At 68.1% G+C, this 12,413-nt stretch carries 13 protein-coding genes and 3 pseudogenes; 8 read left to right on the top strand and 8 right to left on the bottom strand.

Annotation, left to right across the window (positions count from 1 at the left end):
- Positions 1-157, top strand: a 157-nt coding sequence (locus O3Q52_RS36865) for a 4Fe-4S binding protein (RefSeq protein ID WP_269652969.1), incomplete at its 5' end; no start/stop codon positions are given.
- A gap of 261 nt (positions 158-418) precedes the next feature.
- On the opposite strand, the gene O3Q52_RS36860 is transcribed toward O3Q52_RS36865, so the two are convergent.
- The 6 genes and pseudogenes from O3Q52_RS36860 to O3Q52_RS36835 all read right to left on the bottom strand — a co-directional run bounded on the left by O3Q52_RS36860 (position 419) and on the right by O3Q52_RS36835 (position 4,618).
- Positions 419-781: an NAD(P)(+) transhydrogenase (Re/Si-specific) subunit beta gene (locus O3Q52_RS36860; RefSeq protein WP_269652967.1), complete on the bottom strand. Its 363-nt coding sequence runs from the start codon at positions 779-781 to the stop codon at positions 419-421.
- A gap of 174 nt (positions 782-955) precedes the next feature.
- Positions 956-1,579: a DoxX family membrane protein gene (locus O3Q52_RS36855; protein ID WP_269652966.1), complete on the bottom strand. Its 624-nt coding sequence runs from the start codon at positions 1,577-1,579 to the stop codon at positions 956-958.
- Positions 1,580-1,728: 149 nt separating this feature from the next.
- Positions 1,729-2,598 carry a universal stress protein gene (locus tag O3Q52_RS36850; RefSeq protein WP_269652965.1) on the bottom strand — a complete coding sequence of 290 codons (870 nt, stop codon included), beginning with the start codon at positions 2,596-2,598 and terminating at the stop codon, positions 1,729-1,731.
- 333 nt (positions 2,599-2,931) lie between these two features.
- Positions 2,932-3,276, bottom strand: a pseudogene (locus O3Q52_RS36845) (hypothetical protein); the annotation flags it as partial.
- A gap of 2 nt (positions 3,277-3,278) precedes the next feature.
- Positions 3,279-3,458 (bottom strand): annotated as a pseudogene (locus tag O3Q52_RS36840) (IS701 family transposase); the annotation flags it as partial.
- Positions 3,459-3,754: 296 nt separating this feature from the next.
- A complete protein-coding gene (locus tag O3Q52_RS36835) occupies positions 3,755-4,618 on the bottom strand; it encodes a LysR family transcriptional regulator (protein WP_269652964.1) in 864 nt (287 codons plus the stop codon).
- Between the two features lie 115 nt (positions 4,619-4,733).
- Here O3Q52_RS36835 and O3Q52_RS36830 point away from each other — a divergent pair, with 115 nt between their 5' ends.
- A complete protein-coding gene (locus O3Q52_RS36830) occupies positions 4,734-5,393 on the top strand; it encodes a dihydrofolate reductase family protein (RefSeq protein WP_269652963.1) in 660 nt (219 codons plus the stop codon).
- A 92-nt stretch (positions 5,394-5,485) separates the two neighbouring features.
- Entirely contained in the window at positions 5,486-6,076 is a 591-nt protein-coding gene (locus O3Q52_RS36825; RefSeq protein WP_269652962.1) for a hypothetical protein, read from the top strand.
- 7 nt (positions 6,077-6,083) lie between these two features.
- On the opposite strand, the gene O3Q52_RS36820 is transcribed toward O3Q52_RS36825, so the two are convergent.
- Positions 6,084-6,395, bottom strand: a complete 312-nt coding sequence (locus O3Q52_RS36820; protein WP_269652961.1) for a hypothetical protein — start codon at positions 6,393-6,395, stop codon at positions 6,084-6,086.
- The gene (locus O3Q52_RS36815) at positions 6,392-6,577 is read right to left on the bottom strand and encodes a hypothetical protein (RefSeq protein WP_143642668.1); all 186 of its coding nucleotides are present in this window, start codon (positions 6,575-6,577) and stop codon (positions 6,392-6,394) included. The genes O3Q52_RS36820 and O3Q52_RS36815 overlap by 4 nt, the downstream gene beginning before the upstream one ends.
- Positions 6,578-6,754: 177 nt before the next feature.
- Between O3Q52_RS36815 and O3Q52_RS36810 the strand changes: the two genes are divergently transcribed.
- The 5 genes and pseudogenes from O3Q52_RS36810 to O3Q52_RS36790 form a co-directional block, all read left to right on the top strand.
- Positions 6,755-7,759 (top strand): LacI family DNA-binding transcriptional regulator, encoded by a 1,005-nt coding sequence (locus O3Q52_RS36810; protein WP_269652960.1) that lies wholly within the window; start codon positions 6,755-6,757, stop codon positions 7,757-7,759.
- Positions 7,760-8,061: 302 nt separating this feature from the next.
- Positions 8,062-9,396, top strand: coding sequence for an ABC transporter substrate-binding protein (locus O3Q52_RS36805; RefSeq protein ID WP_269652959.1), 1,335 nt, complete (start codon positions 8,062-8,064; stop codon positions 9,394-9,396).
- A 7-nt stretch (positions 9,397-9,403) separates the two neighbouring features.
- Positions 9,404-10,360, top strand: coding sequence for a carbohydrate ABC transporter permease (locus O3Q52_RS36800; protein WP_269652958.1), 957 nt, complete (start codon positions 9,404-9,406; stop codon positions 10,358-10,360).
- Between the two features lie 47 nt (positions 10,361-10,407).
- A complete protein-coding gene (locus O3Q52_RS36795; RefSeq protein WP_269652968.1) occupies positions 10,408-11,214 on the top strand; it encodes a carbohydrate ABC transporter permease in 807 nt (268 codons plus the stop codon).
- A gap of 34 nt (positions 11,215-11,248) precedes the next feature.
- Positions 11,249-12,413, top strand: a pseudogene (locus tag O3Q52_RS36790) (alpha-mannosidase); the annotation flags it as partial.

Below are 12,413 nucleotides of genomic sequence, written 5' to 3'. Positions count from 1 at the left end.
CGAGTGCGACAACTGCTACGGCGTCTGCCCCGACAACGCCATCACCAAGCTCGGTCCCGGCAAGGGGTTCGCGATCGACCTCGACTACTGCAAGGGGTGCGGACTGTGCGCGGCCGAGTGCCCGTCCGGGGCGATCGACATGGTGCCGGAGGAGTGATGAGACCAGCATGTCAACGGTGCTCCACTGATGCCCGGGTGCGGCGCGCACGCCCCTTGGACATCACTGCCCGCGCCCGGGGCGAACCGGCGCCACGCCAGTGGTGGTCACCGCGGTCGCGCCGGTCTGCGGCCGGCACCTCGTCGACGAGTCTCTCGCCGAGCGTGACCGATCTCTTCGGGCTCTGTCCGCCCGCGCTGCTGCGCACCAGCTGATCCCACACACCGAGGTGGGCTCCGCATCGTCCTCGGAGCCCGTACGTCAGCTGACGAACTCACCGACGGCGGACTTCAGTTCACTCAGCCCCTTCTTGGCATCGGTGAAGAACATGCCGGTCTTTGGAGCCGTGTAGAACTCGTTGTCGATGCCCGCGTACCCCTGGCCCATCGAGCGGTTGATGACGACCACGCTCTTGGCCCTGTCGACGTCCGGGATCGGCATGCCGGAGATCGCGTTGCCGGGCGGCGGCACGGCGTCGCCGACGAAGGCCACGTAGGCGTGGGGCGGTTGATCGTCGGCGTACACGACACGCCGCGGGACCGCACGCAGCAGCGCTTCGCGGGGCAGCCCGGGCGGCGGCGGGGAGAGTCTCGGGCGAACCGTCGAGGCCGGTGGTGACGACATGGAACATGGCTGACTCCTTCGGCAGCACTCCACTCTCGCGTCCCGGCGTCTGAGGCAGGAGAGGCCCCAGGTCCTGGTGCGACGGGGCAGTCGGCTCTCCCTGCACCTAGGCCTCACAACGCAGAACACGGCAGGCCCCGTGCAAGGGCCTGCCGTGTTCTCCCTGTCGACGGATCAGCGGAGCCAGCGGTTGCGGTTGACGAAGGGCAGCCGTGCCCAGATCCGGCCCAGACCCCACGTGGCACCCGCACCCGCGACCGCCAGGGCGACCAGCACGACCGCGTAGATCAGGTGATAGTCGATGAACGGGTTCGTCGACATGCTCACCGACCCGTCGGAGAGGTGCTTGGCCGGCGGCCACTCGGCGATCCACATCAACGCCATCATCGCGGTCCCTGCCACCGCGGCCGGCCGCAGCCCGATCCCCGCGATCAGGGCGAGACCGACCCCGAGCAGGCCGAGCATGAACAGCCAGTTCGCCCAGCCGGCCCCCGCCCAGTCGTGGAACGTCGACTCCATCGGGCCGGCCGCCACACCGCTGAGGAACCCCTTGGTCGGCGAACCGCCGTCGATCCAGCCCTTGCCCGGCTGCGTCGCGTAACCGAAGCCGAACATCTTGTCGAAGAACGCCCACAGGAATACAAACCCCGTGAGCAGACGCAGTCCGGCGAGCACATACGCCCCGGTCGCGGTCGCGGCGGCGGTCGTCCCATCGACGGAGACGGGAGCCGTTCCGAGCTTGCGCAGGAACGGGAAACGGAACCCCGGATGCCGGTGGGAGTGATCGTGCACTGCCATGATGCTCATCCCTCCAAGGGAGTGCTGCTCGAGAACTTGACGACTCTCGTCGCGCTCAATGTCCCGCTCCGGCGGCCGGACCCCCTGGGGCCGGCTGTCCCGCGTTCCGGGGCCGAACGGTCCGCGCCTTCGAGGACGTCGAGCCGCCGTCAGCCACTCGTCGGCACCAGCACCACAGGGCAGTGCGAGCGGTGCAGCAGGGTGTGCGCGACCGGGCCGAGGCGCCGACCGAGCGCACCGGTGTTGCGGTGTGCGCCGATGACGACGACGGCCGCCTCACGCGTGGCCTCCAGCAGCGCATGGGCCGGGCTGACTCGGACCGTGCGGGCGTCCACGCAGACGTCCGGGTGCTCCTCCCGCAGAAGGGCGAGGCCGAACCGTGGCATGGCCTCCTCGGCCCGGTCGTCCTGGGTCTGGCGGCGCTGTCCGGGGCTCGTCGCGGGGAGCAGCGAGGGCACTTCGGGAGTGGTGTGCCGACGGGCCACCGCGTGCAGGACGCGCAACGGCACGTCACGCCTCTCCGCCTCCTCGAAGGCGTAGGCGGCCGCGTCCGCGTCGGTTTCGCCCTCCAGACCGAGCAGCACCGGGCGTCCGTTGCGGTCCTGCTCTCGCTCCGCACCGGGAGCACTCCGATGGAGTGGGTCGTCGTGGCGTACGACCAACAGCGGACCCCGCACCCGCGCGGCCAGCCGGACACTGACCGAACCGGCCAGCAGACCGGCGACTCCGCCCAGTCCGCGGGTGCCCACGACCGTGAGCACCGCGCCCTCGCTCTCCCGTGTGAGCATGTCCACGGCGCCACCCTCGACGGCGCTGATCACGACCGGCAGTCCGGGACACCGGCCTCGGATCCGAGTGGCGGCCGAGGCCAGCACCGGTCCGGCCTCGTCACAGTCGGGCACGGCGTACACGATGTGCAGTCCGGCAGCCCGGCGTTCGGCCTCCTCCGCGGCGCGGTCCAACGCGCGTACGGCGATCAGCGAACCATCCACGCCGACAACCACGTTCTGGTGAGTCATGACCCTTTCCCTTCTGTGTCCATTGCGCTGTGGGATGGGGTCACCGAATGCCGTGTCCGTTTCGGACGGCGCCGGGACGCACGGCGGCTCCGCGAACGATGCTGACCTCGCCGCGGCACCCGGGGCAGGGGCCGTAGGCACCCGCCGGCACGCCGAACGGCCCCTGTGGTGGGGCCGTACGGTTTCGGAACACCAGGAGAGCTGTCAGGAGATGAGGCCGACCCGTACAGGGTGCGTCCGCCGACGAGTTGACGGCACGTCACACATTCGGGTCGATGCGCACGAAGGCTCCGGGAGCGAGCGCGCCCAGGGCCGCCGGGCCGGCCTGCTGTTTCACGACAGGTCATCGATCACCGTGCGCGCGGCACGCCGTGGGGTCGCGGGGCCGGCGGTCCCACACCCCAGGCGGATGAGCATCTGGGCGTGCCCGGTGCGATCGGGCGAAGGGGCCAGTTCGCGGCGCAGGTCCGGCCACTCCATCGCCTGGTGCAACAGGGAGGTGCGCAGGCCCAGAGTCGTGGCGACGAGGAGTACACGCTCCAGCGCCTGTCCGGCACGCAGCCAGTCGACACGACGGTCGTGATCCGTGCTGAGCAGGGCCAGGACCGGGGTCACCTCGAAGGGGCGAGCAAGGAGGTGTTCCCTGTGCAGTTGGGCGGTGAAGTCACGCATGGGAAGGAGACCCGGGCCCGGTCGAAGATCCGCCGGCCGTGGGCCCCTTGGCCGCAGGAACGGCGTTTCCACTTCTGCCGTGCCAGGCCGGGGAACAGGTCGTGGACGGGGTGGCCGAGGGCCCAGCGTGTGACGACGGTGTCGTGGCGGGTGGTGGCCATCACGCGGAGGACATCCGCCTGCTCCAGCGGGACATACAGCTGGGCGGAGTCGTCGGCGGGCGCCTGGTCCTGGGCGGCAGACGGTCATGAGGACAGCCAGGACTTTGGATGAGTGATATGAGCCGGCGTCTTGATCACGACTCTCGCTCTTGGACTTGCTCACACCGTCGGCCTGTTCAACTAGCATCCACCACAAGCAGGTTGAACTGTCGCAGCAGAACCGGCGTCCCATCAGCCGGACCAGCACCAAGGCCGTTCAGCCAGTGACTTTGGGGTTGTGGTCCAGGGGACTCGCCGGGCTGACCGCTCGCCGGACCGACGTCCTACCGGGCGGAGTCCTGGATCGCTTGGATCAGCGCCGTGGTGGCCGGTGGGTCGGGTGGATCGCCGTAGGTGACGGTGTAGATCTGGCGGGGGAAGCCGGGGATCTCGGTGGTGTGGACGTCGGGCAGGCGGTGGGCGCGGAGTGCGAGCCCGGGCAGGGTGGTGACACCTATACCGGCGGCGACGAGAGCCTGCACGACGACCATGTCGTCACAGACGGACTCGATGAGTGGGCTGAAGCCATACTGTCGGCAGACGGCGGTCAGCTCGCCCTGGCATCGTTCACAACCGCCGATCCAGGCGGAGTCGCGATGGTTCGCGACGCTGTCGTCGGGGCTCCGGCTCACCAGGTAGATCGAGTCGTCGGCCACGTGGACCATGCGGAACCCTTCGTCCTCCAGCGGAGCGTGCGCGTACCGGAAGACGAGTGCGATGTCGATCTCGCCGTGCCGCAGCATCTGCAGAGCTTCGACGGGATGACGGTCGATCACGCTCAGTGTGAGGCCCGGGTGCGCCTCGGTCAGCATGGCGGCCGCCTTCGGCACGATCGTGCTCAGCACGGACGCGTTGGCGGCGAGGCGCACCCGCCCCGACGCCAGACCGACCTGCGCGGCCAGCTCGTTCGTTGCCGCGTCGACCCGTCCCACGATCTCGGTGGCCCGGTTGGCCAGCAGCTCGCCCTCAGGGGTCAGCCGGATCCCACGGCCCACCCGCTGGACGAGTTTGACACCGGTGGCCGCCTCCAGGCGGGACAGGTGATGACTCACCGACGGCTGCGAGTAGTGCAGCTCCCTCGCAGCTCCGGTCACGGACCCGTGCCGCGCCACCGCGGCCAGCACCTTCAGATGGACCAGGTTCAGCACATATCAAGAATATCGATGTGATCTTCGAAGAACTGGCATTAGACGTCATCTGTGTATCGGTCCATGCTCGTTGCGAGGGCGCCGAGGGCGGCGCCGAGCCGACTGAGGAGACACGATGAGCAAGCTCAGGTGTCACATCTCGATCTCACTGGACGGTTTCGTCGCCGGCCCGAACCAGAGCGTGGAGAACCCGCTCGGCGAGGGCGGCGAGGGACTCCACGACTGGGTGGTTCCGCTGGCCGCCTTCCGCCAGGCCCACGACGGGCAGGACGGCGAGGTGAACGCGAGCACAGCGGTGTTCGAGGAGGCGATCGCGAACATCGGCGCCGCCGTGATGGGCAGGAACATGTTCGGCCCCATCGGCGGCGGTGCGTGGGGCGACGAGCAGTGGACCGGCTGGTGGGGCGACGACCCGCCCTACCACTACCCCTTGTTCGTCGTGACGCATCACCCGCGCAAGCCGGTGGAGATGGAGGGTGGGACCACGTTCCACTTCGTCACCGACGGAATCGAGTCCGCGCTGGAGCAGGCGAAGAAGGCCGCCGACGGCAAGGACGTCATGCTGTGGGGCGGCGGCCAGATCGCCCAGCAGTATCTGGCGGCGGGACTGCTGGACGAGCTCGAACTGCACGTCGTTCCGGTGTTCCTCGGTGGCGGCTCCCGCCTCCTCGACAACCTCGGCGACGCGGATGTGCGACTCGAACAGGTCCGGGCCGTCGAGGCACCCGGCGTCACCCACCTCAAGTACCGGATCCTGCCCGGCACTCCTTCATGACCGGCTCGGTGATCCTGGGCCGGCACACCCGGCCGCACACCCGCACGCGGGCAGGGAAGTTCGCCTGAAGGCACTCTGCAGAGGAGAGCACCATGCAGCTCGATCGCCTGAAGACCTTCATCGACGACGTGGGAATCGTGGTGCGCAGCACCGACGACGAGCACGAGATCACGGCGCGGGTCGCCGAGCGGCTGTCCGCTCTGCTGGCCGACGGCTACCGGCTTCCGCCGGAGGCCACGCGATCCTCGCCCGAGCGTCACCTGACGTATCCGCTCTACATCGCTCCCGACGAAAGCTGGTCGCTGGCATCGGTGGTCTGGGACATGGGCCAGCAGACCAAGGTGCATTCGCACGAGACATGGGGCGTCGCCGGCATCTACGCGGGCGTCGAGCACGAGATCCGGTACCTCAAGCCGACGGCGTCCACCGCGAGCGCACCGCTGACGCCGGCCGGCGAAACTCGGTGGTCGCCGGGGCAGGTGACCGTCTGCTGCACCACCGACGACGATGTCCACGCCGTCACAGCCGTCGGCAGCGAACCCACCATCGGGATCCACGTCTACGGCGGCAACATCGGCACGATCAGGCGGCGTTCGTACGATCCCGCCACCGGCGAAGCCGACTGGTTCGTCTCCGGCTGGGACAGCGTTGAGGACGTGTCCCGAGCGAGGGTATCGAGCTGAAAACAGGCTACAGGTCGAGCACCGCCCGGAGCGCGTCGTCGACCAGGGCCTGCTGCGCGGGGCCGATGTTGCCGAGGCGGGTGCCTGTCTCGAAGCGGACCGCGGAGAGCTGGAGCAGGTTGACGGCCACCACCGAGGCGTCGACCGGAGTCGCCAGGCGCACGCTCATCGCCGTATCGGGATGAGCCGCGGGGTTGTGCAGCACCAGGGCGACCACGGCCCCGTACCGGTCGGCAAGCCCGTCGAGGCTCGCGATCAGCACGGTCCGGTTGCCCTTGCCGGTGTCGACGTCCCACACGTCGCCCTTGCAGATCGTCACAGAGTGTCGCCCTCGCCATCGAGGTCGAGGCGCTCCAGCGAGGCGAGGCGACCGGCGGCATCGAGGGTCATCTGACGGCGCACTGCCTTGACGATGTACTCGTTCAGCGAAGCAGCGCCGGCCGCGGCATCGCGCAACGGCTTGTCCATGGAGTCCGGAATCCGAACGGTGATGGCAGTCATGCCACCAAATCTAGTGCCAAGACTGCCATCATCGCACCCCTTCTCCCGATGCCGGTCCCCGGAAGGCACGACCGGGGTCGGCCGGTTTGTCCAAGGCCTGGCGTCGTGCCGAAGCCCGTACGTGCATACTCAGGCTTTGCGCGCGCACCGGCGTTCGCGAGAAGCAGGAGGTGGGCGATGGTGTCGGCATCGGGGTCGGAGTCCCGGAAGGTCACGATCAACGACGTCGCCAAGTCCGCGGGGGTGTCCAGGCAGACCGTGTCGCGGGCGCTCAACGACAAGGACGAGATCGACGGCGATACCAAACAGCGCGTGCTGGACGCGGCTCGCGCACTCGGATACCGGCCGAGCCGGTTCGCCCGGGGCCTGGTCCGCCAGGACACCATGACCATCGGGCTGGTCATCCCCGATCTGCTCAACCCGTACTTCACCGAGGTCGCGGCCTCCGCCCTGGAGGCCGCCCGGACCCATGGCTGGCATGTCGTCGTGTACGACACCGCCGACCGGGCGGAAGAGGAGCTCGGCACGCTCCAGGTGATCAGTTCGCAGGTCGACGCGGTCATCGGCTACTTCAGCTGCTCCGACAGCGAACTCGAGTCGTTCACCCGAGGCATGCCGGTCGTGCTCATCGGTCGTGAGGGCAGGTCCACGCGCTTCACCTCGATCCGGATCGACGGGCGGGAGGGGGTCCACGCCGCGGTCACGCACCTGGTCTCGAAGGGACACACACGGATCGGCATGGTCGACCACCAGGCCCGGGCCGAGCCGAGCATCCGGCACACGTGGTTCACGGCGGCCACGGCGGCGCACGGGATCGACGGCGGCATGGTGGTCGGTGCGGACCAGACGGCCGACGGCGGCGGCTCGGCGCTCCGGGAGCTGCTCACCGCCCATCCCGATGTCACCGCGGTCTTCACGTTCAACGACATCATCGCGATCGGCGCTCTGCGGGAAGCCCGCCGACTGGGCAGGAGTGTGCCGCAGGATCTGGCGGTCATCGGCTTCGACGGTCTTCAGCTCGGGGCGCTGATGGAGCCCCCGCTCACCAGCGTCGCCCTCGACACGCGGCAGCTCGGTGTGCTCGCGATCGAGCAGGTCGCGCGGCTGCTGTCGGACCCGCGCACGCTCGCGGTCGAGGACCTGGTCGTGCATGCCGAGCTGCGGCTGAGCGGGTCGGCGTAACCCGCCGGAAACGCATCCGCCTCGAATGTCTTGACATTGAACGGCGCCGAAGCGCAGACTTCCGAGCACTTCGCATTGCACCTCGCGACGTACCTCCGAGCATCGCCGTGAGCGCTCCCGTGAGCGTTCACGGGACCGCTCACAAGCATCCATACCCAATGTTTTCCACCACCTCGCCACGGCGCTCGGCGCCTGAACCGACACCGTTGCGTCCTGTCCCTTCCACCCAGAGGGCGTTCCGCCCGAGGGATCAGCATCGAGCCGCCTAGCACCGTCGCTAGCCGTTGTCTGGAACGGAAACTATGAGCAGCACAGTCACGCGCATCCGCCTCGCCGTCGTCGCCGCGGCAGCCGGCGTCCTCGTACTCGCCGGATGTTCGTCGTCCGACTCGTCGGACAAGTCGTCCGCAGCATCCTGCGAGCCCTCGAAGGGCAAGGTCACCCTCCAGTACTGGAACACCGTCAACGGCATGGACAAGGTCGTCGATCTGTGGAACAAGGACCATCCCGACATCCAGGTCGAGTCGAAGAACATATCCAACGACCAGTACGGTGCGATCGGCAACGCCCTGAAGGCCGGTAAGGCCCCGGACCTCGCCCAGGTCGGCTACGACCAGCTGCCCACCCTGCGCTCCCAGGACGCCTTCGTGGACGCCACGGCCTGCAAGACGGCCGCCGGCACCGAGTCGAAGTTCGTTCCGTGGACCTGGTCGCAGGCCGGCTTCGGCGGCGAAGGGGTGTACGCCCTTCCGCAGGACACGGGCCCGATGGCCATGTACGTACGCACCGACATCTTCAAGAAGTACGACGTCCCGATTCCGACGACCTGGGACGAGTACACCACCGCCGCGGAGAAGCTGCACAAGGCGAACCCGAAGCTCACCATGACGTTCTTCGACCCGAACAACGCCGAATGGTTCAACGGGCTCCTCTGGCAGAACAACGCGAACATGTACAGCTACTCCGACGACAAGTGGCACGTCACCGTCGACTCGGACAAGAGCGAGCAGGTCGCCGAGTACTGGCAGAAGCTGATCGACGAAAAGCTCGTGCGCACCGACCTCGCCAACGGGTCGACGCAGATGTTCGCCGCCTACCAGAACGACCAGATGGCCACCCAGCTCGGGGCGGCCTGGGGCTACACGGGCATCCGTGACAACCTGCCCGACCAGGCCGGCAAGTGGTCGATCGTCCCGATGCCGACCTGGGGTGCGGGCGGCAACTCCGGTGACTGGGGCGGCTCGACCGTCGCGTTCATGAAGGGCGGCAAGCACCTCTACGAGGCGGCCGAGTTCAACACGTGGCTCAACACCGACCCCGAGGCGCTCGCGCTGGCGAACGAGGTGGGCGGCCTGTACCCGGCGTCCACCGACGGGCTGAAGCTTCCTGCGCTGACCAAGGGGGTGCCGTACTACAACAACGAGAAGATCTTCGACGTCTTCGCGGAGTCGTCCCAGAAGGTCGACACCGACTTCAGCTGGGGCCCCACCCAGAAGACGGTGAACCTGGCACTGCAGGACGCGATGGCCAAGGCGGTGGCCGGTGACGGCAAGCTGACCGACGCGCTCGCGACTGCCCAGGCCTCCGCACTGAAGTCGATGGACGACCTGGCCATCCCGGCCACGGCGGGCAAGTGACCACAGAATGACCGACATCGCCACCCGCCCCACCGACGCGGTGTCACCACCGCCCCGGGGCCGGCGCCGTCCGCGCCGGGCCGGCCGCGGCCCCCGGGCCGGCACCATCGTCGCGTTCCTGACGCCCTTCTTCCTGCCGTTCGTCCTCTTCTACCTGGTGCCCATCGGCTACGCGCTCTGGCAGAGCTTCCGCGTGGTACGCCGCTCCGGCGGGCAGTACGGCACCTCGTACACGACGTTCGGCGGTTTCGAGCAGTACGTCGAGGTGTTCCAGAACGACGAGTTCTGGGCCAGCATCGGCCGTATCGGCCTGTTCGGCATCGTGCAGGTGCCCGTGATGCTGTTCACCGCGCTGGTCATGGCACTGCTCCTCGACACCCACCTGCTGAAGCTCAAGGGGTTCTTCCGCACCGCCGCGTTCATGCCGTACGCGGTACCCGGCGTCATCGCCGCGATCATGTGGTCGTATCTCTACTCGCCGCAACTGAGCCCGGTCGTCGACCTGTTGAACGGCATCGGTCTGAAGCCGGACTTCCTCGGTCCCGGTGCCGTGCTGTGGTCGGCGGCGAACGTCTCGACCTGGCTGTGGACCGGCTACAACATGCTGATCATGTTCTCGGCGCTGCAGTCCATCCCGCAGGAACTCTACGAGGCCGCGAGGATCGACGGGGCGAGCAACTGGGCCATCGCCTGGCGCATCAAGGTCCCGATCATCGCCCCGTCCATCGTCATGACCACGGTGTTCTCGATCATCGGCACACTCCAGCTCTACTCCGAGCCGGCCGTGCTGCGCCAGATCTCCTCGAACATCTCCAGCACGTTCACCCCGAACATGCTGGCGTACACCGTGGCCGTCGGGAACAACTACCAGCAGGCCGCCGCCATTTCGGTGGTCATCGCCGTCATCACGTTCGTCTTGAGCTTCGGGTTCATGCGACTGACCTCCAAGAGGGCGGGACTGTGAGCAATCGACCCCCTTCGCAGGAAAGCCGCGTGAGCCGTACGGCCGTCATGGCCCTGATGCTCGTGCTGGCGATCTACTTCATGCTGCCGCTGTACTTCCTGATCGTCGCGGCGACCAAACCACAGGGCGATCTCGCCTCCACCAGCGGCCTGACGTTCTCGAACTTCCAGCTGTTCGACAACCTGCACACCCTGTTCACCTTCAACGACGGCATCTTCGCCCGATGGATCCTCAACACGGTCGTCTACGCGGTGCTGGGCGCGGCCGTGGGCACCCTGATCTCGGCGCTGTGCGGCTACGCGCTCGCCAAGTTCCGCTTCCGCGGCCGGGAGTTCCTGTTCTCGGTGAATCTCGGCGGCGTGCTGGTCCCCAGTACCGCGCTGGCGCTGCCGCTGTTCCTACTGTTCTCCGAGGTCGGACTCGTCAACACCTACTTCGCGGTCTTCCTGCCCAGCATCGTCAGCCCGTTCGGCGTCTATCTCGCAAGGATCTTCGCGAACGCCGCCGTGCCGCAGGAACTCATCGAGTCCGCGCGCCTCGACGGTGCCGGCGAGTTCCGCACGTTCTTCTCGGTGTCGTTCAAACTGATGTCGCCGGCGCTGGTGACCATCTTCCTGTTCCAGTTCGTCGGCATCTGGAACAACTTCTTCCTCCCGATGGTGATGCTCCAGAAGGAGGAGCTCTTCCCGATCACGCTCGGCCTCTTCACCTGGAACGGGCAGACCGCCCGCACCCCGCTCCTCCAGGAGTCCGTGATCATGGGCTCGCTGGTGTCGATCGTGCCCGTGATCATCCTGTTCATCGTCCTCCAGCGGTTCTGGCGTACCGGACTCGCCGCCGGCTCCCTCAAGTGACCGCTCCCGCCCCGTACAGAAGGTCCGCCCCGCCATGCCCAACTCCGCAGTATTCGTTCCCCACTTCCACTGGGACCGGGAGTGGTACGAGCCCTTCCAGGTCTTCCGGCACCGGCTGGTGACCGCCCTCGACACCGTGCTGGAGACAGCCGAGGCCAACCCCGATTTCCGGTTCACAGTCGACGGGCAGATGGCCGCGATCGAGGACTACCTGGAGATGCGGCCGGAGAACCGCGAGCGGGTCGTGGCCCTGGTCACCGAGGGACGGATCGCCATCGGGCCGTGGCTCATCCTGCTCGACGAGTTCCTCTGCTCCGGCGAGACCATCGTCCGCAACCTACAGATGGGGTGGGCGGCCGCGGCGGACCTCGGCGGTGCGATGCCGATCGGCTATCTGCCGGACATGTTCGGCCACGTCGCGCAGATGCCGCAGATCCTCGCACGCGCCGGCATCGAGCACGCGGCACTGTGGCGCGGTGTACCCGGTTCCGTCGACGGTCACGCCTTCCGCTGGCGCGCGCCCGACGGATCCGAGGTGCGCACCGAGTTCCTCTTCGACGGCTACGACAACGGGCTCGACGTCCTGCTGGTGCCCGACCAGATCGGCCGTGCGCTGGGCGAGTACGCCGAGATGACGGCCGAGCGGTGGGGCGGTGATCCGGTACTGGCGATGGCGGGCACGGACCACAACGCGCCCGACCCGCACCTGGCGGCCTGGCTGCGACAGGCGTCCGGCGAAGGACGGGCCATCACCATCGCGACCCTCGACGAGTACCTGCGCAAGCATGTGCGCGACGAGGTGTCCGCCGTCGTCACCGGTGAGCTGCGCAGCCATGTGCGCGGCAACATCCTCCCCGGCGTGCTCTCCGTACGGCTCGGGCTCAAGCAGCGGATGGCACTCGCCGAGCGCACGATCGACCATGCCGAGCGCATGAACGCGCTGTGGTCCCGGCGCGACGACTCCCCGTTCCTCTCCCTCGCCTGGCACAAGATCATCGAGTCGACGGCGCACGACTCTGTCGTCGGCTCCGGCACCGACGAGACCTGCGACCAGGTCGCGGCACGTCTGGCGGAGGCCGCGCAGACCGCGCGCGCCGTGCGGGACGCGGCACTCGCCGAACCGGCGGCCCTGGTGCCGAGCGACGGCTACCTGGTCGCCAACCCGCTGCCGTTCGGGCGTACGGCGCTGGTCGAGGTGG

It is taken from the genome of Streptomyces sp. ActVer, assembly GCF_027270795.1.
GTDB lineage: Bacteria > Actinomycetota > Actinomycetes > Streptomycetales > Streptomycetaceae > Streptomyces > Streptomyces umbrinus_A.
This window is presented reverse-complemented; position numbering and strand designations above follow the sequence as displayed.

Excerpts from the sequence above, each read along its gene's own strand:
- O3Q52_RS36860 (WP_269652967.1), bottom strand. The coding sequence starts at position 781 with ATGTCGTCACCACCGGCCTCGACGGTTCGCCCGAGACTCTCCCCGCCG.
- O3Q52_RS36855 (WP_269652966.1), bottom strand. The coding sequence starts at position 1,579 with ATGGCAGTGCACGATCACTCCCACCGGCATCCGGGGTTCCGTTTCCCG.
- O3Q52_RS36850 (WP_269652965.1), bottom strand. The coding sequence starts at position 2,598 with ATGACTCACCAGAACGTGGTTGTCGGCGTGGATGGTTCGCTGATCGCC.
- O3Q52_RS36830 (WP_269652963.1), top strand. The coding sequence starts at position 4,734 with ATGAGCAAGCTCAGGTGTCACATCTCGATCTCACTGGACGGTTTCGTC.
- O3Q52_RS36825 (WP_269652962.1), top strand. The coding sequence starts at position 5,486 with ATGCAGCTCGATCGCCTGAAGACCTTCATCGACGACGTGGGAATCGTG.
- O3Q52_RS36815 (WP_143642668.1), bottom strand. The coding sequence starts at position 6,577 with ATGACTGCCATCACCGTTCGGATTCCGGACTCCATGGACAAGCCGTTG.
- O3Q52_RS36810 (WP_269652960.1), top strand. The coding sequence starts at position 6,755 with ATGGTGTCGGCATCGGGGTCGGAGTCCCGGAAGGTCACGATCAACGAC.
- O3Q52_RS36805 (WP_269652959.1), top strand. The coding sequence starts at position 8,062 with ATGAGCAGCACAGTCACGCGCATCCGCCTCGCCGTCGTCGCCGCGGCA.
- O3Q52_RS36800 (WP_269652958.1), top strand. The coding sequence starts at position 9,404 with ATGACCGACATCGCCACCCGCCCCACCGACGCGGTGTCACCACCGCCC.
- O3Q52_RS36795 (WP_269652968.1), top strand. The coding sequence starts at position 10,408 with ATGGCCCTGATGCTCGTGCTGGCGATCTACTTCATGCTGCCGCTGTAC.